Origin of the sequence: Mesorhizobium sp. C268A (assembly GCF_040324475.1) — a bacterium.
GTDB lineage: Bacteria > Pseudomonadota > Alphaproteobacteria > Rhizobiales > Rhizobiaceae > Mesorhizobium.
The window spans coordinates 3,240,875-3,262,586 of sequence record NZ_JAMYVX010000001.1; the positions used below are offsets into that span (position 1 = coordinate 3,240,875).

At 64.7% G+C, this 21,712-nt stretch carries 15 protein-coding genes; 11 read left to right on the forward strand and 4 right to left on the reverse strand.

Annotated elements, in window-relative coordinates:
• Positions 1 to 3: 3 nt before the first annotated feature.
• From NKL06_RS15590 to NKL06_RS15605, 4 genes are all read right to left on the reverse strand, one after another.
• Complete coding sequence (locus NKL06_RS15590; protein WP_081725589.1) at positions 4 to 1,092, reverse strand: phosphatase PAP2 family protein; 1,089 nt, start codon at positions 1,090 to 1,092, stop codon at positions 4 to 6.
• Positions 1,093 to 1,171: 79 nt separating this feature from the next.
• Positions 1,172 to 1,810: an alpha-ketoglutarate-dependent dioxygenase AlkB gene (locus NKL06_RS15595; RefSeq protein WP_023755485.1), complete on the reverse strand. Its 639-nt coding sequence runs from the start codon at positions 1,808 to 1,810 to the stop codon at positions 1,172 to 1,174.
• A 153-nt stretch (positions 1,811 to 1,963) separates the two neighbouring features.
• Entirely contained in the window at positions 1,964 to 2,398 is a 435-nt protein-coding gene (arfB, locus tag NKL06_RS15600; RefSeq protein WP_023672309.1) for an alternative ribosome rescue aminoacyl-tRNA hydrolase ArfB, read from the reverse strand.
• 86 nt (positions 2,399 to 2,484) lie between these two features.
• Positions 2,485 to 4,095, reverse strand: coding sequence for a phosphoenolpyruvate carboxykinase (locus NKL06_RS15605; protein ID WP_023694616.1), 1,611 nt, complete (start codon positions 4,093 to 4,095; stop codon positions 2,485 to 2,487).
• 346 nt (positions 4,096 to 4,441) lie between these two features.
• Here NKL06_RS15605 and NKL06_RS15610 point away from each other — a divergent pair, with 346 nt between their 5' ends.
• The 11 genes from NKL06_RS15610 (at position 4,442) to addA (ending at position 21,709) form a co-directional block, all read left to right on the forward strand.
• Positions 4,442 to 5,143, forward strand: coding sequence for a response regulator transcription factor (locus NKL06_RS15610; RefSeq protein ID WP_010912942.1), 702 nt, complete (start codon positions 4,442 to 4,444; stop codon positions 5,141 to 5,143).
• Between the two features lie 85 nt (positions 5,144 to 5,228).
• Complete coding sequence (locus tag NKL06_RS15615; protein ID WP_023672307.1) at positions 5,229 to 7,010, forward strand: sensor histidine kinase; 1,782 nt, start codon at positions 5,229 to 5,231, stop codon at positions 7,008 to 7,010.
• A gap of 12 nt (positions 7,011 to 7,022) precedes the next feature.
• Complete coding sequence (locus tag NKL06_RS15620; protein WP_023687429.1) at positions 7,023 to 7,484, forward strand: HPr kinase/phosphorylase; 462 nt, start codon at positions 7,023 to 7,025, stop codon at positions 7,482 to 7,484.
• Positions 7,485 to 7,648: 164 nt separating this feature from the next.
• Positions 7,649 to 8,050: a PTS sugar transporter subunit IIA gene (locus tag NKL06_RS15625; RefSeq protein WP_023672304.1), complete on the forward strand. Its 402-nt coding sequence runs from the start codon at positions 7,649 to 7,651 to the stop codon at positions 8,048 to 8,050.
• Complete coding sequence (locus NKL06_RS15630; RefSeq protein WP_023672303.1) at positions 8,047 to 8,337, forward strand: HPr family phosphocarrier protein; 291 nt, start codon at positions 8,047 to 8,049, stop codon at positions 8,335 to 8,337. The genes NKL06_RS15625 and NKL06_RS15630 overlap by 4 nt, the downstream gene beginning before the upstream one ends.
• Positions 8,338 to 8,543: 206 nt before the next feature.
• Positions 8,544 to 9,944 carry an adenosylhomocysteinase gene (ahcY, locus tag NKL06_RS15635; protein WP_023681401.1) on the forward strand — a complete coding sequence of 467 codons (1,401 nt, stop codon included), beginning with the start codon at positions 8,544 to 8,546 and terminating at the stop codon, positions 9,942 to 9,944.
• Between the two features lie 309 nt (positions 9,945 to 10,253).
• Positions 10,254 to 12,818 (forward strand): sensor histidine kinase, encoded by a 2,565-nt coding sequence (locus tag NKL06_RS15640; protein ID WP_023687430.1) that lies wholly within the window; start codon positions 10,254 to 10,256, stop codon positions 12,816 to 12,818.
• 8 nt (positions 12,819 to 12,826) lie between these two features.
• Complete coding sequence (tsaE, locus tag NKL06_RS15645; RefSeq protein ID WP_023672299.1) at positions 12,827 to 14,338, forward strand: tRNA (adenosine(37)-N6)-threonylcarbamoyltransferase complex ATPase subunit type 1 TsaE; 1,512 nt, start codon at positions 12,827 to 12,829, stop codon at positions 14,336 to 14,338.
• Between the two features lie 14 nt (positions 14,339 to 14,352).
• A complete protein-coding gene (locus tag NKL06_RS15650) occupies positions 14,353 to 15,057 on the forward strand; it encodes a nucleotidyltransferase family protein (protein ID WP_027049083.1) in 705 nt (234 codons plus the stop codon).
• On the forward strand, positions 15,054 to 18,191 hold the full coding sequence (addB, locus tag NKL06_RS15655) for a double-strand break repair protein AddB (protein WP_023694613.1): 3,138 nt from the start codon (positions 15,054 to 15,056) through the stop codon (positions 18,189 to 18,191). The genes NKL06_RS15650 and addB overlap by 4 nt, the downstream gene beginning before the upstream one ends.
• Positions 18,188 to 21,709 (forward strand): double-strand break repair helicase AddA, encoded by a 3,522-nt coding sequence (addA, locus tag NKL06_RS15660; RefSeq protein WP_023694612.1) that lies wholly within the window; start codon positions 18,188 to 18,190, stop codon positions 21,707 to 21,709. The genes addB and addA overlap by 4 nt, the downstream gene beginning before the upstream one ends.
• Positions 21,710 to 21,712 lie beyond the last annotated feature (3 nt).

Genomic DNA, 21,712 nt, shown 5'->3' on the forward strand with positions numbered 1-21,712 from the left:
CGGTTAGTGCTGTGCGAGGACGCGCTCGCTCAAGAAAGCGTCGTCATTCGCCAGCCCCAATTTGCCACAGCCCCACCAGATGGCGAGCGCCGCGGCAATGCCGACAATTCCGTCCACGGCATAGTGCCACCCGAGGTGAATCGAGCCGAAGAACAACAAGACGCCAAAGGCCAGCATGGCGTGACCGAACCTGCGATCAATTGAGTACGCGACAGCCACAAACAGCGCCGCCTGCGCGTTGTGCATGCTGGGCATGGCCGAAATGCCACCGGGCAAATCGACACGGCCAGTATAGACCTCCCAAAGAAAATCCTGTGTCAAGGATGACGACAGCGGATAGATCGAGGCAACCTCGTCGAGATAGCGCATCAGATCGGCATATGGCGAGGGTGCGCCCGGCACCATTTCCGCAAAGTAACAAGGTCCTGCCGAGGAGAACAACGTTGCTATGACCAGGCCGATCAGGATCCACGAAATGACCGTCGCCCGCCAGTAGCGAAGGCGGATCCGCTCAGGCACGCGCGGACTGACAAGCAACCCCACCCAGAACAAGAACACCAGCAGCATCCACAGAGTGTACACTATGTCCAACAGGCGAGTTACCCAAGGCATGCCGACGACCGGCTGAATGATTTGCCACGCCTGATTCCCACCCAGGAGATTTGCATCCCAGTGGGAGAAAGTTTCGTCCCACTGGAAGGGGGCGACAATCGGAATCATCATTTTGTTGTAGAGGAATGCCGCCATGAAGAGAGCCAACACGACGCTAGCGCAGAAACCCCGCGCAAGGGTATTCGACATGCCTCCGAGGGAAGCGACCGCGATGCTGACTGGTGACCCATGGCGACCCTGAACGAGCGCGCAGGAACCAACCACGGCAACAAGGATAGAGCCCAGCAAAGGCAAAAAGCGCACAATTCGACCGGTATATTCAACAATATGGGGCAGGATCGAATCGCCCCTGATTGTCGCGATGAGAAAGGTCAACACGACAAATGCGAAGATCATTGCACTGCGGCGGCCCTCACGCGCGAGCCATGCGGGAAACCGGTCCACATGCGAAGGACTTTGCACGATTTCAGAGGAAGCCATAGGAACGGCCCCAATCTTTTTGAGAACATTCCTTTGTGTCGCACCTATACTTTAACAAACAGTAAGTCGAAGAATACCTCTACTGCTCCAGGGTACGGTTGACCCGCCGCAGCGTCAGATTGATCCGGCCGCCATTTTTCAGCAGCGCCGAGGTCGACGGATAGATGCGGTCGACGCCGTGGAAGCAGAGCCGGCCTTCGCCGCCGAGCACGACGACGTCGCCGCTTTTCAGGCGGAACGATTTGGTACCGCCGTCGCGTGTGGCCCCCCTGCCCGTCACTTGGCCGACCCGGAACAGGCAATCGTCGCCAAGTGACACCGAGACCACTGGGGCCGAGAAATCGGCTTCGTCGCGATCCTGGTGCAGACCCATTTTGGCGTCCTGCGTATAGAAATTGACCAGGCAGGCCTCCGGCGGATTCGGATAGGCGGCGACCTCCCGCCACAATTGCAGCAGCGCGTCCGGGATCGGCGGCCATGGCTCTCCGGTGAGTGGGTGCGTTGGCTGGTAGCGATAGCCCAGCTCCTTGTCAGTGACCCAGCCGAGCGTGCCGCAATTGGTCATGCGCACGCTCATCTCCTTGCCGGTCCGCGGCATCGCCGGCACGTACAGCGGCGCCCGCTGTACAATGGTCCTCACCTCTTCGACCAGCGCTTCCTGCGCCGCGCGGGACAGATAACCAGGCATGTGGCGGACGCCTTTGGGCAGAACGAGCATGACTTCGCCTCCGGTTGATACTGAAACCATGCCACCGCCAATCAGAAACGGCGACCCGAAAGCCACCGTTGTCGGCCTCCCTTTCTGTGGCAATGGTGAAACCTTGCGGCTGCGGCAGGGGAGGCCGCTTTATGCACGCAGTCGGCGCGGTCCTTAGTCGTTCTCTACCCGGCCGCGCAGCTTTTTGATCGTGCCGCGCCCTGCCTTGCTTTGCAGCCGCCGCTCCACCGAGCCTTTCGACGGCCTGGTCTTCTTGCGCGGCGGCGGCGGCGGTTCCGCGGCCTTGGCGACCAGCGCCGTCAGCCTTGCCCGGGCATCGGCCCGGTTCTGCTCCTGGGTGCGGAAGCGGCCGGCCTCGATGACGATGACGCCGTCCTTGGTGGCGCGCTGGCCGGCGAGCTTGATCGTGCGCGCGCGCACGCGTTCGGACAGGCCAGCCGCATTGGCGGCGTCGAAGCGCAATTGGACGGCGGTCGCCACCTTGTTGACGTTCTGGCCGCCGGGACCCGACGAGCGGATGAAATCCTCGTGCAGGTCGCCCGGATGGATTACGGCTTCGTCTGATATGATGATGTCGTCGATAGGCATGCCGCAGTCATGGCGCGGCGGACCAAAAAAGAAAAGGCCCGATCGAGATCGCGCCTTTCAAGGATGCTTCGGTGAAGACGCCTCGACTATTCCGCAGCTTCCTGCAGGCGGGGTGCTGCGCCGAGCACGACGGCATCGACATGGCTCTCGAATTTCTCGAAGTTGACGGCGAACATGCCGACCAATCGCGCTGCCTGCCGGTCATAGGCTGCCTTGTCGGCCCAGGTCGAACGCGGGTCGAGAATGGCGCTGTCGACGCCAGGCACAGCAACCGGCACCTCGAAGCCGAAATTGGCGTCGGTGCGGAAACCGGACGCCTTCAGCGAACCGTCAAGCGCTGCGGCCAGCAAGGCGCGCGTCGCCTTGATCGGCATGCGCTTGCCGGTGCCGTAGGCGCCGCCGGTCCAGCCGGTGTTGACCAGCCAGCAATCGGCGCCGTGGCGGGCGATCAGCTCGCGCAGCAGATTGCCGTATTCCTTGGGGTGGCGCGGCATGAACGGGGCGCCGAAGCAGGTCGAGAACGTCGCTTCCGGCTCGGTAACGCCCTTCTCGGTGCCGGCCACCTTGGCGGTGTAGCCGGAGAGGAAGTGGTACATCGCCTGCGCCGGGGTCAGCCGTGCGATCGGCGGCATGATGCCGAAGGCATCGGCGGTCAGCATGATGATGTTTTTCGGGTGGCTGGCCCGTCCGCTCTTCGAGGCATTGGGGATGAAATCCAGCGGATAGGCGCAGCGCGTGTTTTCGGTGAGCCGGCCGTCGTTGAAGTCCGGCACGCGGTCGGCGTCGAGCACGACATTTTCCAGCACCGTGCCGAAACGCTGCGTGGTGGCGAAAATCTCCGGCTCGGCCTCGGCCGACAGCCGGATCGTCTTGGCGTAGCAGCCGCCTTCGAAGTTGAAGATGCCGTGCGGTCCCCAGCCGTGCTCGTCGTCGCCGATGAGCGTACGTGACGGATCGGCCGACAGCGTCGTCTTGCCCGTCCCGGAAAGCCCGAAGAAGATCGCCGCGTCGCCGGCCGCGCCCTCATTGGCCGAGCAGTGCATCGGCATGACGCCCTTTTCCGGCAGCAGATAGTTGAGCATGGTGAACACCGATTTCTTCATCTCGCCGGCATAGGAAGTGCCGCCGATGAGCACGATCTTGCGGGTGAGATCGACCGCAATCACCGTTTCGGTGCGGCTGCCGTGGCGGGCCGGATCGGCGCGGAAGGACGGCAGGTCGATGATCGTCATCTCCGGCAAGAAATCCTCGAGCTCGGCGGCCTGCGGGCGGATCAAAAGATTGCGGATGAACAGCGAGTGCCAGGCGAATTCGGTGATGACCCGCGTCGGCAGCTTCAGCTCGGCATCGGCGCCGCCGACGAGGTCCTGCACATAGAGATCGCTATTCGCGGCGTGGACAAGGAAATCGGCGAGCAGCATTTCGAACTGGCCCGCCGAAATCGCCTTGTTGTTGTCCCACCAGACATGGGGCTCGGTGGCGCCATCGCGGACGACAAACTTGTCCTTGGGCGAGCGGCCAGTGTGCTGGCCGGTCTCGGCAAGCAGCGCGCCGCCGGCGGTCAACCGGCCCTCGCCACGACGGATCGCTGCCTCATAAAGGGCGGCCGCACCAAAATTATAATGCACCGTGCCGGTGGTTTTCAGGCCGATACGATCGATCGCGCAAGCAGAATTGCGTTTGCCGACTTCCGACATCAAGGGTCCCTTCTTCTGGATTCGCCGCACTTTGCCGGCGCGTTTCCGGCGAGCCCGCGTTAGGGGCTGAGACGGTGAGAACCAGAAAACTCGAATGATATCAAATCATTAATCGATTTAAAAATTTTGAAAGTTGTTTAAATCGTTTATATGTGCAAAAAATCACGGTGGTTGCCCAAAGGATTGGCACACAGTGTTCGTCCAACCCGTGTAGAGGTTCCGATGGGGCCGCCGGCAAGCCGTCCGCGACAGCGGGTGGAGCCTGTGCCACATTTTGTACCTAATTTGTCCTGCAAAAGCCCCTTCTCTAAGACAGAAGGGACAGCTCATGAGGGAGCCGCTTGAAATGGCAACAATCGCGCTTGTCGATGACGACCGCAACATTCTGACATCGGTGTCGATCGCCCTCGAGTCCGAGGGGTATCGCGTCGAGACCTACACGGATGGTGCGTCGGCGCTGGAAGGCCTGGCGGCGCGGCCGCCGAATCTCGCCATCCTCGACATCAAGATGCCGCGCATGGACGGCATGGAGCTGTTGCGCCGGATGCGGCAGAAGTCCGACCTGCCGGTGATCTTCCTGACCTCGAAGGACGATGAGATCGATGAGCTTTTCGGCCTCAAGATGGGCGCCGACGATTTCATCCGCAAACCGTTCTCGCAGCGCCTGCTGGTCGAGCGGGTGCGCGCCGTGCTGCGCCGCGCCAGCGCCCGCGAAGCTGCGGCAAAGGCGCCCAGCCAGCAGGCCCGTTCGCTGGAACGCGGCCAGCTCGTCATGGACCAGGAACGCCATACCTGCACCTGGAAGGGCGAGCCGGTGACGCTGACGGTCACCGAATTTCTCATCCTGCACTCGTTGGCGCAGCGCCCAGGCGTGGTAAAAAGCCGTGATGCGCTGATGGATTCCGCCTATGATGAGCAGGTCTATGTCGACGACCGCACCATCGATAGCCACATCAAGCGGCTGCGCAAGAAGTTCAAAGCCGTCGATGACGACTTCGAAATGATCGAAACCCTTTACGGAGTCGGATACCGGTTCCGCGAAGCTTGAGTTGATGCATGTCGCCCAAAAGTGGTCGCGGTTTTTGGGACGACGACATGCATAAAACCAAAGACTAGGCGGGAGCTGCTATTCGATGGCAGTGGATGTACAGCGGAGCAGACGAACGAGCGCTGTCAGGCGGTCGCGGATTCTGCCCGCATTCCTGTCGAGGTTGACGGTGCCGATGCGCCGCTTCCTCGGCCACCACATCTTTTCCAGCCTGACCCGGCGCATCCTGTTCCTCAACCTGGCCGGCCTCGCCGTGCTGGTCACCGGCATCCTCTATCTCAACACCTTCCGCGACGGGCTGATCGACGCCCGCGTCGAAAGCCTGATGACGCAGGGCGAGATCATCGCCGGCGCCATTGCCGCGTCGGCAACGGTCGAGACCGATTCGATCAGCATCGATCCGGAAAAACTACTCGAACTGCAGGCCGGTGAAAGCCTGGGGCCGGGCTCAGACCAGCTCGACAATCTGGATTTCCCGATCAACCCCGAGCGCGTCGCGCCGGTGCTGCGGCGGCTGATTTCGCCGACGCGCACCCGGGCCCGCATCTATGACCGCGACGCCAATCTGCTGCTCGATTCGCGCCATCTCTACTCGCGCGGCCAGATCCTGCGCTACGACCTGCCTCCGGTCGAGGACGAGCAGCCGGATATGCTGGAGCGCGTGCAGAAATTCGTCTTCGACTTCTTCCGCAACAAGGACCTGCCCGTCTACCATGAGCAGCCCGGCGGCAACGGTGCGGCCTTCCCGGAAGTGGTCAAGGCGCTGACCGGCAGTCCGTCGACGATCGTGCGGGTGAGCGAACAGGGCGAGCAGATCGTTTCGGTGGCGGTGCCGATCCAGCGCTTCCGCGCCGTTCTCGGCGTGCTGATGCTGTCGACGGAAGGCGGCGACATCGACAAGATCGTCGCCGCCGAGCGCAAGGCTATTTTGCGCGTGTTCGGCATCGCCGCCCTGGTCACCGCCATCCTGTCGATGCTGCTCGCATCCACCATCGCCAATCCGCTGCGCCGGCTATCGGCGGCGGCAGTGCGGGTGCGGCGCGGCGTCAAGAGCCGCGAGGAGATCCCCGACTTTTCCGACCGCCAGGACGAGATCGGCAATTTGTCGGTCGCGGTGCGCGACATGACCAATGCGCTCTATGCCCGCATCGAGGCGATCGAAAGCTTCGCCGCCGATGTCTCGCACGAGCTGAAGAACCCGCTGACCTCGCTGCGCAGCGCGGTGGAGACCTTGCCGCTTGCCAAGAACGACAATTCACGCGGCAGGCTGATGGAGATCATCCAGCACGATGTCCGGCGTCTCGACCGGCTGATCACCGACATTTCCGATGCCTCGCGCCTAGACGCCGAACTGGCGCGTGAGGATGCCGCCACGGTCGATTTGAAGAAATTCATCACCGATCTCGTCGCCGTGTCGCGCGAAGCGACGCGCAACAAAAAGGCTGTCGAGATCGAATTCAAGGCCGCCAAGCTGCCGCAAGGCGTCAAAGGCTATTTCGTCACCGGCCATGATCTGAGGATCGGCCAGGTCATCACCAATCTGATCGAGAATGCCCGCTCCTTCGTGCCGGAGGACCACGGCCATATCGCCATTTCCCTGGCACGCTCGGGCAAGGTCAACATCGTCACCGTCGACGACAACGGCCCCGGAATCCGCGCCGACGCCATCGACCGCATCTTCGAGCGCTTCTACACCGACCGCCCGGCCGGCGAGGCGTTCGGCCAGAATTCGGGGCTTGGCCTGTCGATATCCAGGCAGATCGTCGAAGCCCATGGCGGCACGCTGACCGCCGAGAACATCCCCGGCACCAAGCCCGGCGACATCAAGGGCGCGCGCTTCGTCGTTACGCTGCCGGCCGAAGGCTGATCGCGGCTGCGCATGCCCGATCCCACCGCGGAACCCGAGAACATCCATGCCACCGCAGTCCTGATTGGCGAGCGGGGCGTCCTGATCACCGGGCCGTCCGGCTCGGGCAAGACAACGCTGGCGCTGGCGCTCATCGACCATTTCAGCCGGCTCGGGCTGTTTGCGCGGCTGATCGGCGACGACCAGCTGTTTGTCGCGGCGCGTTTCGGGCGGCTGGTCTGCCATGCGCCCGCCAGCATTGCCGGCCTCGCAGAGGTGCCCGGACTTGGTCCGAAGCCGCTTTTGTTCCAATCTGTGGGAGTCATCGACCTTACGATCCAGCTGGTTGCCGCTAACGCTGTGGAGCGTTTCCAGGAAGAGTCGAGCGCGACCATTGCCGGCTGTGTGGTGCCGCGCATCGACCTCGTTCAGCGCAACGTCACTGCGGCTTTGCCGGCGGTAATGGCGCGGCTGGCGATTGCGCCTTTCGTATGATCCGCCGCCGGTTTTTTGCTGCAATGCGTCAAATTGGCCATGGCCGACGCAATTTTGGGCTTGTCAACGCGCCGCGCGTCGACAAGATAGCGCTCCCGCCGCCTGGGATGGCCGGCGAGCATAAAAAGCGCCTGTGAAGCGGCGATGACGGGAGCCACCATAGAATGATCGGACTCGTGCTTGTAACGCACGGTCAACTGGCCGCCGAGTTCCGCCATGCCGTGGAACATGTCGTGGGGCCACAAGACAATTTCGAAACCGTGGCAATCGGCGCCGACGACGATATGGAGCAGCGTAGGCGCGATATCGTCGACGCCGTCGGCCGCGTCGACACCGGGACCGGCGTCATCGTTCTGACCGATATGTTCGGCGGCACGCCTTCCAACCTCGCCATTTCGGTGATGGAATCCGGTCGCACCGAGGTCATCGCCGGCATGAACCTGCCGATGCTGATCAAGCTGTCGTCGATCCGCAAGGGCGACAACATGGCGACCGCGCTCGACGAGGCGCAGGCCGCGGGGCGCAAATACATCAACGTCGCAAGTCAGCTGCTGAGCAGCAAATGAACGCGCTGTCGCCCGGTGAGATCGTGCGCGAGTTCCCGATCGTCAACCAGCGCGGCCTGCATGCGCGCGCCTCGGCGAAGTTCGTCCAGGTCGCCAGCGGCTTCGACGCCACCGTCCATGTCGAGAAGGATGGTCTCAAGGTCGGCGGCACCTCGATCATGGGGCTGATGATGCTGGCGGCGAGCCCCGGTTATTCGATCCGCGTCACCGCCAGCGGCGCTGAAGCCGCAGCGGCGATGGACGCGCTGGAGCAGCTGGTCGCCTCGCGCTTCGGCGAAGAGTGCTGAAGTTTTTGCTTTGGACGCCGTTGTCCCAAAACCGCCGGATACTTTTGGGCGGCATGCATCCCCGTAAACACATACGCGCATAAAGATTTCTTTATATCCCATTGTCGTCTTGGCGGCGATCTGCTAGTCAGGCCGGCATTCCGCGCCCTTCGACGCGCCGTGTGGCGCAGGCGCATTCTGAAGACAAATCACACCGGAGCACTGCCATGACAGGTAGCAAGGACTATGTGGTCGCCGACATCTCGCTTGCCGGCTGGGGCCGCAAGGAACTCGATATCGCCGAAACCGAAATGCCGGGCCTGATGGCCTGCCGCGAGGAATTCGGCGACAAGAAACCGTTGAAAGGTGCGCGCATCACCGGATCGCTGCACATGACCATCCAGACGGCGGTGCTGATCGAGACGCTGAAGGCGCTTGGCGCCGATATCCGCTGGGCCTCGTGCAACATCTTCTCGACCCAGGACCATGCGGCCGCGGCCATCGCCGAGGCCGGCATCCCGGTGTTCGCCGTCAAGGGCGAGTCGCTCGAGGAGTACTGGGACTACACCGACAGGATCTTCCAGTGGGCCGATGGCGGCCTCTCCAACATGATCCTCGATGATGGCGGCGACGCCACGATGTACATACTGATCGGCGCCCGCGCCGAAGCCGGCGAGGACGTGCTGTCCAACCCGCAGAGCGAGGAAGAGGAATACTTCTACGCCCAGGTCAAGAAGCGCCTGAAGGCTTCGCCCGGCTTTTTCACCAAGCAGAAGGAAGCCATCCGCGGCGTCACCGAAGAGACGACGACGGGCGTCAACCGGCTCTACCAGTTGCAGAAGAAGGGCCTGCTGCCCTTCCCGGCGATCAACGTCAACGACTCGGTCACCAAGTCGAAGTTCGACAACAAATATGGCTGCAAGGAATCGCTGGTCGACGGCATCCGCCGCGGCACCGACACCATGATGGCCGGCAAGGTTGCGGTCGTCTGCGGCTATGGCGACGTCGGCAAGGGCTCGTCGGCTTCGCTCAAGGGCGCCGGCGCCCGCGTCAAGGTCACGGAAGTCGATCCGATCTGCGCGCTGCAGGCGGCGATGGACGGCTTTGAAGTCGTCACGCTGGAAGATGCCGCACCAACCGCCGACATCGTCATCACCACCACCGGCAACAAGGATGTCGTCACCCTCGACCACATGCGCTCGATGAAGGACATGGTGATCGTCGGCAATATCGGCCACTTCGACAATGAGATCCAGGTCGCGTCGCTGCGCAACCTGCAATGGACCAACGTCAAGCCGCAGGTCGACATGATAACCTTCCCGGACGGCAAGCGGATGATCCTGCTGTCCGAGGGGCGCCTGCTCAACCTCGGCAACGCGACCGGTCATCCGAGCTTCGTGATGTCGGCCTCGTTCACCAATCAGGTGCTGGCGCAGATCGAACTCTACACCAAGCCCGGCCAGTACCAGAACCAGGTCTATGTGCTGCCCAAGCACCTCGACGAGAAGGTGGCGCGTCTGCATCTCGACAAGCTCGGAGCCCGCCTGACCGAACTGTCCGGCGAACAGGCCGCCTATATCGGCGTGACCCCGCAGGGTCCGTTCAAGCCGGAACACTACCGCTATTAGCCAAAGCGGCGTTTACCACTAGATATTGAAGCCGGGCGATTGACTTTTCGCCCGACTTCTTTTTTGCGCGGATGATTCTTCACGCCGATTCCAGCACGCGCTATTGTGCTGATTCGTGGGCCGGGGACGAGGGCCGGCGTACGCATCGAGAGCATGATTCGAACCGAAGGACCGCGTCAGCGAAAAGTGGGAAGCGGTTTTCGGAAAAGATCATGCTCTTCAAGAGAGAGTTAGGTCAGAAGGGCGTTTCTACCAAACGTGATCCTGATCTGGGCGGTCTTGCATTCAGGCGGCGAAGAGGACCAAGACATGCCGGGGGAAAACCCGCCTCGCGCGGGATCGGCCGTTTCCGGCGGCCATGACGATTCCGATAGCACTGGCTCCGTCACGACAGGCGGTGGCCTGAAGAGGCGTGTCGGCGCCCGCACCGCCGGCTTTCTTGCCACCTCAGCTCTTGCCGGCCCGCTCACCTCGTTTGCAGCCCATGCCGAGCCGGCCATTGCGCAGAAGGCCGGACTGTCGGTCAGCGCGGTCGAAGTCATCCAGCTCGCCATGTTCGTCGGCGTCATGGGCGCGGCACTGGTCTCGGCCATCTTCCTGATCCGCGAAAGAGCCCGCACCTCGGCGCAGAATGTCGAACTCAGAGCCCGCATTGCCGACATCAATGCGGCGCTGCAGCGCTCCGAGGCGCTGCTCAATCTGCGTGACCAGCGCGTCATCGTCTGGGCGTCCGAGAACAAGAAGCCGGAGCTGATCGGCACGCTGCCGCTGGAAAGCGGTGCGCCGGACGACCGTGCAGCCTTCCTCGCCTTCGGCCGCTGGCTGATGCCGCGCTCGGCGGCGGCGCTCGAAAATGCCGTCGCTGGTCTGCGCGAGAAAGCGAAACCCTTTGATCTCGTGATCGAATCGCAGGCCGGGGCGCCGCTTGAAGTGCATGGCCGCAAGAGCGCCGCGCATGTGCTGGTGCGCTTCGTCTCGCTGTCGGAAACTCAGAGGAGCCAAGCCAGGCTGAAGATCGAGAACCAGCGTCTGGCCGCCGACTACGAGACCATGATCGGCCTGCTCGACGCCTTGCCGATGCCGGCCTGGCTGCGCGCCACCGACGGGCGGCTGAAATGGGTCAACCGTGCCTATGCCGGAGCGGTCGAGGCACCGAACGCCGAGACCGCCGTGCGCGAAGCCAAGGAATTCCTCGGCGCCCAAGCGCGCGAACAGATCGCCGCGCAGCACAAATCGCGCCCAATCTTCGAACAAACGCTGTCGACAGTGATCGAGGGCGACCGCCGCGTGTTCGCCGTCACCGACTTCGCCGGTGCGGACGGCTCGGCCGGCCTTGCCTGCGACACCAGCGCCACCGAAACCATTCGCGGCGAATATGAGCGCACGGTGCGCAGCCATGCCGACACGCTCGACCAGCTCAACACGGCGGTGGCGATCTTCGATGCCAACGAGAAGTTGCGCTTCTTCAACCAGGCGTTCCAGAAACTGTGGGGGCTGGACCCGGGCTTCCTGCATAGCGCGCCCGACAATGCGCTGCTGCTCGACCGGCTGCGCAGCGAAGGCAAGATCGCCGAGCAGCCGGAATGGCGGCGTTGGAAAGAAGGCCTGCTTGGCGCCTACCGCGCGGTGGAATCGCAAGAGCATTGGTGGCATTTGCCCGACGGCAAGACCATCCGCGTGGTGGCCAACCCCCAGCCGAAGGGCGGCGTGACCTGGGTGTTCGAGAACCTGACCGAGAAGATGGACCTCGAAAGCCGCTACCAGACGGCGGTGCGGGTCCAGGGCGAAACGCTCGACAATCTGGCCGAAGGCGTCGCCGTGTTCGGTCCCGACGGGCGGCTGCGCCTGTCGAACCCGGCCTTTGTCGCGCTGTGGGGACTGAGCCAGGATGTGATCAAGCCCAACGTCCATGTCTCGGCGATCCGCGATCTCAGCGACCAGCGCGCCGTCGACAGCCCGTGGGGCGGGTTCGTCGCCGCCATCACCGGTTTCGACGACGAGCGCCGCGACCGCCATGGCCAGACCGAACTGAAGAACGGCACAGTGCTCAGCTACGCCGTCATCCCGCTGCCCAACGGCCAGGTGATGATGACCTTTGTGGACGTCACCGACAGCGTCAATGTCGAGCGCGCGCTGAAGGACAAGAACGAAGCGCTGCAGAAATCCGACCAGCTGAAGAACGAGTTCGTGCAGCATGTCTCCTACGAGCTGCGCTCGCCGCTGACCAACATCATCGGCTTCACCGAGCTTCTGTCGCTGCCGGCGACCGGGCCGCTCAGCCCAAAGCAGCGCGAATATGTCGAGCATGTCGGCTCGTCATCCTCGGTGCTGCTCACCATCGTCAACGACATACTCGACCTCGCCACCGTCGACGCCGGTATCATGCAGCTCGACATTTCGGAAGTAAGCGTCGAGCGCACCATCGAGGCCGCGGCCGAACTGGTCGCCGACCGGCTGCAAGAGCATTCGATCAAGCTCCGGATCGACGCCGCTGCGGCGCCGAAGAGTTTTCACGGCGACGAGACCCGGGTTCGCCAGATCCTCTACAATCTGCTCAGCAACGCCGCCAATTACGCGCCGGAGGCGAGCACGATCACGCTTGCCTGCCGGCATTTGGAGCAAGGTGTGGAATTCTCCGTCCATGACAACGGCCCCGGCATGCCGCCGGACCTGCTCGATTCGGTGTTCCGCCGCTTCGAGCCGCGCACCAATGGCGGGCGCCGGCGCGGTGCGGGCTTAGGCCTGTCGATCGTCAAGAGCTTTGTCGAGCTGCACGGCGGCAGCGTGCGCATCGAGACCGGCAAGGACAAGGGCACCACCGTCATCTGCACCTTCCCCGATGCACCGTCGGGCATCCGCGCCGCGGCCGAGTAGCGCGCTCGATGACTGTTGTTGTGCTGGAGCGTTTTCTCGCCGACGAGGCTGCGACCGCAAGGCTCGGCGAAGACCTGGCCATGGCGCTGCGGCCGGGCGACGTGCTGGCGCTCAAGGGCGATCTCGGCGCCGGCAAGTCGACGCTGGCGCGGGCCCTGATCAGGGCGCTGGCCGATGATGCCGGCCTCGATGTGCCGAGCCCTACCTTCACCTTGGTGCAAAGCTACGACACGCGCATCCCCGTGCACCATTTCGATCTCTATCGCCTGTCCTCGGCCGGCGAGATGGACGAGCTGGGTTTCGACGAGGCGCTGCTGCAGGGCGCTGCCCTTGTCGAGTGGCCGGAACGGGCGGAGGCCGCTCTTCCGAGAACGTCGATCTGGATCGAACTCGTCCATCAGGACGAAGGACGATTGGCGAAACTATCGGGCCAAGGCGTTGCCTTCGAACGCGTGGCGCGATCGCTGGCGATGCGCGATTTCCTCAAAACGGCCGGTTGGGGCGACGCCGCGCGGCGCCATTTCGTCGGCGACGCCTCGGCGCGCTCTTACGAGATTGTTTCGCTCGCCGGCCTTGCGCCGCGCGTGCTGATGAATTCGCCAAGGCTGGTGCTGGGGCCGCCGGTGCGCGACGGCAAGCCCTATGCCGTGATCGCCCACACGGCGCAGTCGGTCACCGCTTTCGTCGCCATCGACAAGGCGCTGCTGGCGCAAGGTGTCAGTGTCCCAAAAATCCATGCCGAGGATCTCGAACGGGGCTTTCTGCTGCTGGAGCATCTGGGCTCGGAAGGTTTTCTCGACGGCAATGATGAGCCGGTGGCCGAGCGCTACGCGGCAGCGGCCGAATTGCTGGCGATGATGCATGGGAAGACCTGGCCGCAGCGCATGGAGGCCGTGCCGGGCGTCTTCCACGAGGTGCCGCCCTTCGATCGCGCCGCCATGCTGATCGAAGCCGATCTCTTGGTCGATTGGTATGTGCCGATGGTGACCGGCAGCCCGGCAAGCGAGGCTTTACGCGCCGGCTATCACAGGGAATGGAACGCGGTTCTCGATCGGCTGGACACACAGGAATACACGCTGATGCTGCGCGACTTCCATTCGCCCAACATCATCTGGCGCGGTGACCGCAAAGGCCACGACCGGCTGGGCATCGTCGATGTCCAGGACGCGCTGATGGGTCCGGCGGCCTATGACGTTGCGTCGCTGGCCATGGATGCCCGCGTCACCGTTTCGCCCGATATCGAGCAGCGGACCGTGGACGCCTATGTCGCTGCGCGCCACGCCGCCGGCGGCTTCGATGAGGACGCCTTCCGCGCGGCCTATGCGATCATGGCGGCGCAGCGCAATTCGAAGATCCTCGGCATTTTCGTGCGGCTCGAAAAGCGCGACGGCAAGCCCTATTATCTCCGACACCTGCCGCGCATCCGCGATTATCTCAGGCGGGCGCTGGCGCACCCGGCGCTGGCTCAGTTGAAGGAGTTTTACATGGCACATGGCCTGCTGGAGGAACGGCTCCCGTGACCTTGACCACAGCGATGGTGCTGGCGGCTGGTCTTGGCAAGCGCATGCGGCCGATCACCGACACCATGCCGAAGCCGCTGGTGCGGATCGCCGGCAGGACCTTGCTCGACTGGGGGCTGGACAGTCTCGAAGCGGCCGGCGTCGAGAAAGCCATCGTCAACGTGCACTATCTGCCGGACCAGATCGTCGCCCATATCGCCCACAGGCGGGCGCCAAAGATCGTCATTTCCGACGAGCGCGACGCACTGCTGAATTCGGCGGGTGGCATCGTCAAGGCATTGCCGCTGCTGGGCAGCGACCCCTTCTACATCATCAACGCCGATACGTTCTGGATCGACAGCGGCCAGCCCAGCCTCGAGCGCCTTGCCCTTGCATGGGACGGCGCGAAAATGGATATTCTGCTGATGCTTACCGATCTCGACTCGGCCACCGGACACGGTGTCGGCACGGATTTCCTGATGGCGCCGGATGGCGGCCTGCGGCGCTCGAAAGGCGATCCGGCCGGGTTGATCTATGCCGGAGCGGCAATCGTCAATCCCGCCATCTTCAGGGATGCGCCGGCCGGGGCGCATTCGCTCAACACCCATTTCGACAAGGCAATCGCCTCTGGCCGTCTGTTCGGCATGCAGATGCGCGGAAGCTGGATCACCGTCGGCACTCCCGACGCCATTCCGCAGGCGGAAGCGGCCGCCGCCGAAGCTCTCGCGAAGGTGGTATGAGCGGCGCGCGCCGCGTTCTTTCGATCCCGCCCGGAGCGCCATTCCTGCCGACTCTGGCCGAGGCCTTGCTGGCCGGACGGCTGGTGCCCGGCTTCCGGTTCGACGGCGATCCGCTGGCGCTGGCTGATGTCACCATCTATGTGCCGACACGGCGCGCGGCCCGTGCGCTGCGCGGCGCTTTTGTCGACGCGCTTTCGGGACCGGGGGGGAGCCGCCGTTCGGCGATCCTGCCGGTCATCCGCCCGCTCGGAGAGTTCGACGAGGACGAAGCCGCCTTCGACGCCGGCACGCCGACCGAGCTTGAAATGGCGCCGCCGATCGCAGCCATCGAACGCCTGCTGCTACTGGCGCCGCTGGTGCGGGCCTGGAAGCGCACCTTGCCGGCGCATGTCCTTGATATGTTCAACGAAGAGATCGTCGTGCCGGCCTCCGCCGCCGATGCGATCTGGCTGGCGCGCGACCTCGCCCGGCTGATGGACGAGATCGAAACCGAAGGCACGGACTGGACCAGGCTTGCCGATCTGGTCACCGGCAATCTTGCCGGATGGTGGCTTGTGACGCTCGATTTCCTCCGTATCGTCACCGAGGCCTGGCCGAAATTGCTGGAGGAGCGCGACCGCTCCAACGCGGCCGCGCACCGCAATGCGCTGATCCGGCGCGAGGCGAAGCGGCTGGAACGCAACCCGCCCAAAGGCCCGGTGATCGCCGCCGGCTCGACGGGCTCTATTCCCGCCACGGCCGAACTGCTTGCCACGGTCGCCAGCCTGCCCAACGGCGCCGTGGTGCTGCCCGGGCTCGATGGGATGCTGGACGAACCGTCTTTTGCCGCGATTGGGGCGCCCGGTGCGCGGCCGGCACTGCTTGGCCACCCGCAATACGGCATGGCCAAGCTGATCGGCAAGATTGGCGTGCTGCGTGGCGATGTCGAGGAAGTGGTCTCCGCCGAGCCCGCACTGGCGCTCCGCGCGGCCCTTGTCGGCGAGGCGCTGCGGCCGGCCGAGACCACGGAATTATGGGCCGAGACCCGCATATGCTTCAACGCCGTAGACATCGCCGAGGCCTTCGCCGACGTGACGCTGGTCGAAGCCGCCAGCGAACGCGACGAGGCGGCGGCGATCGCCATCGCGCTGAAAACCGCCGTGGAACAGCCGGGGCACAGGGCAGCGCTCGTTACCGGAGACCGCGGGCTGGCGCGGCGCGTCTCGGCCGAGCTGTTGCGCTTCGGCGTGATCGCCGACGATTCCGGCGGCACGCCGCTCGCCAACACGCCTGCAGCCAGCCTGCTGCGGCTCACACTTCACGCGGTATTCCGGCCGGGCGATCCCGTCGGCCTTTTGTCGCTGCTCAAGCATCCGCTGCTCGGGCTCGGACTTGAGCGCACCGGCGTGCGCCATGCCGCCGAGCTCATCGAACTCGTGGCGCTGCGCGGCGGCACCGGACGCCCCGACATCGCCGCCTTGCCAGCACTGTTCGAGGAGCGTCTCGCCGGGCTGAGCGGGGACAAGCGCCAGCCCTTCTGGTTTTCGCGCCTGAGCGTGCGCGGCATCGACGATGCCCGCGAGCTGCTGAGCCGGCTTGTGGCGGCGCTGGCGCCGCTGACCGCCTTTCGCGGTGAAGAGAATGCCGATCTCGTCGCGTTGACCAGAGCGAGCGTCGCCGCGCTGGAAAATCTCGGCCGCACGGCGGAGGGCAGCCTGGCTGAATTTTATGCCGGCGACGCCGGCGAGAAACTCGCCGAGCTGCTGCGCGGTGTGGTCGCCGCGTCTGCATCGTTCGACTTCCCGGCCGACGAATGGCCTGATGTGATGGACGCGCTGGTAGCACCGGAAACGGTCAAGCCGGGGCAAGGCACAGACCGCAACATCGCGATATGGGGCGCGCTGGAGGCACGGCTGCAGAATGTCGACACGCTTGTCATTGGCGGGCTGAACGAAGGCGTGTGGCCACGCAAGCCGGAAAGCGATCGCTTCATGTCGCGGTTGATGAAGACCGGCATCGATCTCGAGCCGCCAGAGCGCCGTATCGGCCTTGCCGCCCACGACTTCCAGATGGCGATGGGGGCGAAAAAGGTGGTGCTGACGCGCTCCGCCCGCGCCAGCGACGCACCGGCGGTGCCTTCGCGCTGGCTGCAGCGCATCCTCACCTTCATCGGCAAGGATCCTGCAGCCGCACTGCGCGGACGCGGCGACGAATTGCTTGCCTGGGCGCGCGCGCTCGATGCCGGCGAGCGGCAGCATTTCGCGCCGCGACCGCAGCCGAAACCGCCGCTGAGCATGCGGCCCACCCACTTCTCGGTGACCGAGATCGAGACGTTGCGACGCGACCCCTATGCGGTCTATGCAAGGCGTATTCTGAGCCTTCTGCCGCTCGAGCCGGTGATCCGCGATCCCGGCGCGGCCGAGCGCGGCACGCTGTTTCATGACATCCTGCATCTGTTCTCGACAGAGGTTGCGGACCCGCGCGCGCCGGAAGCCCTGGAGCGCCTTATCGCCGCCGGCCGGACCTGCTTTGCCGAGATCGCCCTGCCCGCCGATGTCGAGGCTGTGTGGTGGCCGCGCTTCGAAAAGCTTGCCGCCAACATCATCGAATGGGAGCGCGGCCGCGCTCCCGCCGTCGCCCGGCGGCATGCCGAGGAGCGCGCCGAAAAGACCGCTGTCGGCCGCACCGGCGTGACGCTGTCCGGCTATGCCGACCGCGTCGACCTTTTGGCCGGTGGCATGGCCGACATTCTCGACTACAAGACCGGCTCGTCCCCGTCCAAGGCGCAGGCCCACACGCTGCTGGCGCCACAGCTGGCGCTCGAAGGGGCGCTGCTCCGGCGCGGCGCCTTCAAGGGGCTTGGCGCGCGCGAGCCCTCCCAGCTCGCATTCGTGCGGCTGAAGCCGAATGGCGAAGTGTTCGAGGAATCCATCCTCGACTACAACCGCCAGCCTCGGACCGCCGAAGACCTCGCCGAGGAGGCTTGGGCGCGGTTGGAAAAGCTGCTGGTCCACTATGCCGATCCGACGACCGGCTATCTGTCGCGGGCGCTGCCTTTTCGCGAGGGCGAGAGCGATGGCGATTACGACCATCTGGCGCGCGTGCTCGAATGGTCGGCCGGCGGCGACAGCGATGACGAGGCGGGGGAGGCATGAAAAAAGCCTATCCCATCCCCAGCGAAACCGCCGCCAGCCAGGCGCGCGCCTCCGACCCGAAGAACTCGGCCTGGGTGTCCGCCAATGCCGGCTCGGGCAAGACGCATGTGCTGGCCCAGCGCGTCATCCGGCTGCTGCTCAACGGCACCGATCCGTCGAAGATCCTGTGCCTGACCTATACGCGGGCGGCCGCCGCCAACATGTCGAACCGCGTGTTCTCGACCCTGTCGGAATGGACGGCGCTCGGCGATGCCGAGCTTGCCACAAAGATTGAGGCGGTGGACGGCCGCCGACCCGACCGCGACACGATGCGGCGGGCGCGCCGGCTGTTTGCCGAAGCGCTGGAAACGCCGGGCGGGCTGAAGATCCAGACCATCCACGCCTTCTGCGAATCGGTGCTGCACCAGTTTCCGCTGGAGGCCAACATCCCGGCGCATTTCGAAATGCTCGATCCGCAGATGGAGGCCTCGCTGTTTGCTGGCGCCCGCCGGGACATGATTTCGGGCACGTCAGCCGGAGACACCGGACTGGCCGAGGCCTTTGCCACCGTGCTGGAGCGCGGCGGCGAACACGGACTCGATGCGCTGCTCGCCGAAATCGTGCGCAAGCGCGACGGCTTACGCGGCTTCATCGATGCGGTCCGGCGCGACGGCGCCGGCTTTCAGGCCCTGTTCGACGAATTCCATTTCCGCCCCGGGCAGAGCGCCGAAGACATAGCGGCATCGGTGTGGCCGCTGCCTGGTTTCCCGCCGGATTTCTTTGCCGCGTTCGCCAGTGCCGCGGAAGCTGCCGACGCCCGCACCGTGCTCAATAATCTCTTGCCCTATGCCCGCTTGGCCTTTGCCGAGACGGACCCGATCCGCCGGCTGCAGATGCTCGGCAAAGCCTTCCTCAAGGCCGATGGCGACCCCTATGATCCGGCAAAGGCATTCAAGAAGGCGCTGCTCGACCGGCTGCCCGACCTTCCCGAGCGCTATCTGGCGGCCGTCAAGGCGATATCAGAGGTTTCCGACCGGCTGGCGCTGTTCCGAATGCTGGAAGGCACGGTCGCGGCGTTGACCATAGCCGACTGGCTGATCGGGCGTTACGAGCGCCTGAAGCGCGGCCGCGGCTTTCTAGACTTCAACGACCTCATCACCCGCACGGTCAACCTTCTGGCGCGGCCGGATGCCGGCCCCTGGGTGCAGTACAAGCTCGACCAAGGCATCGACCACATCCTGCTCGACGAGGCGCAGGACACCAGCCCCGACCAATGGGAGGTGGTGAAGCGGCTGGCGGAGGAGTTCTTTGCCGGCCACGGCCAGCGCGGCACGACCAATCGCACGGTGTTCGCCGTCGGCGACGAAAAGCAGTCGATCTATTCCTTTCAGGGTGCCGCGCCGGATTCCTTCGCCGACAGCCGGCTCTTGTTTTCCGGACGCGTGAACGCCGCCAATGCTTCGTTTGCCGACCTGAAACTGACCTGGTCGTTCCGGTCGACCGACGACGTGCTTGCCGCCGTCGACCGCGTCTTTGCCGATCCGGGCGTGCGGCGCGGCATCAGCCATGACCCCGATCCGCTTGACCACAAGGCGATCCGCAACGACGCGCCTGGCTATGTCGAGGTCTGGCCGTCGCTCGGCGCTGACGCCGTCGAGGAGCCCGACGACTGGACGTTGCCGGTCAATCATGCCAGCGCGCCGGCTGTGCGGGTGGCCGAGCACGTGGCTGCGACCATCCAGGCCTGGCTCAAGGACCGCGAGATCATCGAGGGCAAGGGACGCAGGCTGAGGGCCGGCGACATTCTTGTGCTGGTGCGCAAGCGCGACCGCTTCGTCCATGCGCTGTCGCGCGCGCTGAAGGACCGCGATATTCCCGTCGCCGGCGCCGACCGGCTGAGCCTGCCCGGCCACATCGCGGTCAAGGACCTGATCGCACTCGGCCATTTCCTCATCCAGCCGCAGGATGATCTGTCGCTCGCCGCCGTGCTCCGCAGCCCGGTTTTCGACGTGTCGGAGGAGACGCTTTTTACGCTTGGCGCCGGACGGCCAGCCGGAACATCGCTGATCGCCTCACTACGCCAGCATGCTGGCGACAATACCGCGCTGACCGATGTCGTTGCCCGGCTCGACGGCTGGGCCAACGAGGCGGCGTTCCGGCCCGTGTTCGAATTCTACGCCGGGGTGCTGGCGCGCGACGGCCTGCGCAAGAAGATGATCGCCCGGCTTGGACCGGAAGCCGGCGACATCCTCGACGAATTCCTGAGTTTCTGCCTGGCCGAGGAACGCACCGGACTGCCGGGGCTGGAAGCCTTTCTGGCGACGCTGGAGAACACCGGCCCGGAGATCAAGCGCGAGATGGACCAGACGCGCGACGAGGTCCGCGTGATGACCGTGCACGCCGCCAAGGGCCTGGAAGCGCCTGTTGTCTTCCTGGTCGATGGCGGGTCGGCGCCGTTCAGCGACCAGCATCTGCCGCGGCTCATGCCGTTCGACGCTTCGGGCCGCAATTTCGACGGCAAGGGCTATCTCTGGCGCTCAGCCGCCGATGTCGCCAACGGCTTCTCAAAGGCAGCCTCGGCCAGGGCGCGGGAGCTTGCCGACGACGAATACCGGCGGCTGCTCTATGTCGGCATGACACGCGCCGAGGACCGGCTGATCGTCTGCGGCTATCACGGCAAGCGTCAGCCCAGCACCGGCACCTGGCATTCGATCGTCAGCCGCGCGCTGCTGGCAGCGCCGGAAAGCACGGAGCGCCATCATCCCGCCAGCGGCGAGCCGGTGCATCGCTTCGTCATCACCAAGCTGCCGCCGGTGGCGCTGGCAGCCGCCGACGAGGCGCGGCTGCCGCAACCGCTTTTGCCGTTCTTGCCGGCAAACCTGTTTCGCCCTTTGCCGCCTTATGAAGAACTGCCGCGCCCGCTATCGCCTTCCGGCGCTTCGGCGCTGATCGACGAGGGCAAGGAGGCGGTCGTCGATACGCGTTCGCCGGTGCTGGACAGCGAAGCGGAGCCCGGTTTTGCCGTGATGCGCGGGCTGGCGCTGCACAAGCTGCTGCAGATGCTGCCCGGTTTTGCCGAAGACGAACGGCAAGGCGCGGCGGCGCAGTATCTCATTCGAGCCGGCGCCGACTGGCCGGAGGCCGAGCGCAACAAGGCGCTGGCTTCGGTGATGGCGATCCTCAGAGATTCGCGTTTTGCCGGGCTGTTTTCGCCGTCGTCCCGCGCCGAAGTGGCCGTCATGGGCAGTATCGAGGTCAAGGGCAGGCTGCGCTCGATCTCCGGCAAGATCGACCGGCTGGCGGTGACGCCCGGGCGCGTATCGATCGTCGACTACAAGACCAACCGGCCGGCGCCCGCAGGCCTGGCCCAGGTGCCGCCGGCCTATATACTGCAGCTGGCGCTCTACCGCGCGCTGCTCCAGCCGCTTTACCCCGGCCGCGCGGTGACGGCAGCACTGCTGTTCACCGAGGCACCGAGGCTTATCGAACTGCCGGCGCAGGCGATGGATGACGCCCTTGCCCGACTCACGGGAGCGTGACAC

What these genes read in the sequence shown, in the direction of transcription:
- NKL06_RS15590 (WP_081725589.1), bottom strand. Translation starts at nt 1,092, where the DNA reads ATGGCTTCCTCTGAAATCGTGCAAAGTCCTTCGCATGTGGACCGGTTT.
- NKL06_RS15595 (WP_023755485.1), bottom strand. Translation starts at nt 1,810, where the DNA reads ATGCTCGTTCTGCCCAAAGGCGTCCGCCACATGCCTGGTTATCTGTCC.
- arfB (WP_023672309.1), bottom strand. Translation starts at nt 2,398, where the DNA reads ATGCCTATCGACGACATCATCATATCAGACGAAGCCGTAATCCATCCG.
- NKL06_RS15605 (WP_023694616.1), bottom strand. Translation starts at nt 4,095, where the DNA reads ATGTCGGAAGTCGGCAAACGCAATTCTGCTTGCGCGATCGATCGTATC.
- NKL06_RS15610 (WP_010912942.1), top strand. Translation starts at nt 4,442, where the DNA reads ATGGCAACAATCGCGCTTGTCGATGACGACCGCAACATTCTGACATCG.
- NKL06_RS15615 (WP_023672307.1), top strand. Translation starts at nt 5,229, where the DNA reads ATGGCAGTGGATGTACAGCGGAGCAGACGAACGAGCGCTGTCAGGCGG.
- NKL06_RS15620 (WP_023687429.1), top strand. Translation starts at nt 7,023, where the DNA reads ATGCCCGATCCCACCGCGGAACCCGAGAACATCCATGCCACCGCAGTC.
- NKL06_RS15625 (WP_023672304.1), top strand. Translation starts at nt 7,649, where the DNA reads ATGATCGGACTCGTGCTTGTAACGCACGGTCAACTGGCCGCCGAGTTC.
- NKL06_RS15630 (WP_023672303.1), top strand. Translation starts at nt 8,047, where the DNA reads ATGAACGCGCTGTCGCCCGGTGAGATCGTGCGCGAGTTCCCGATCGTC.
- ahcY (WP_023681401.1), top strand. Translation starts at nt 8,544, where the DNA reads ATGACAGGTAGCAAGGACTATGTGGTCGCCGACATCTCGCTTGCCGGC.
- NKL06_RS15640 (WP_023687430.1), top strand. Translation starts at nt 10,254, where the DNA reads ATGCCGGGGGAAAACCCGCCTCGCGCGGGATCGGCCGTTTCCGGCGGC.
- tsaE (WP_023672299.1), top strand. Translation starts at nt 12,827, where the DNA reads ATGACTGTTGTTGTGCTGGAGCGTTTTCTCGCCGACGAGGCTGCGACC.
- NKL06_RS15650 (WP_027049083.1), top strand. Translation starts at nt 14,353, where the DNA reads ATGGTGCTGGCGGCTGGTCTTGGCAAGCGCATGCGGCCGATCACCGAC.
- addB (WP_023694613.1), top strand. Translation starts at nt 15,054, where the DNA reads ATGAGCGGCGCGCGCCGCGTTCTTTCGATCCCGCCCGGAGCGCCATTC.
- addA (WP_023694612.1), top strand. Translation starts at nt 18,188, where the DNA reads ATGAAAAAAGCCTATCCCATCCCCAGCGAAACCGCCGCCAGCCAGGCG.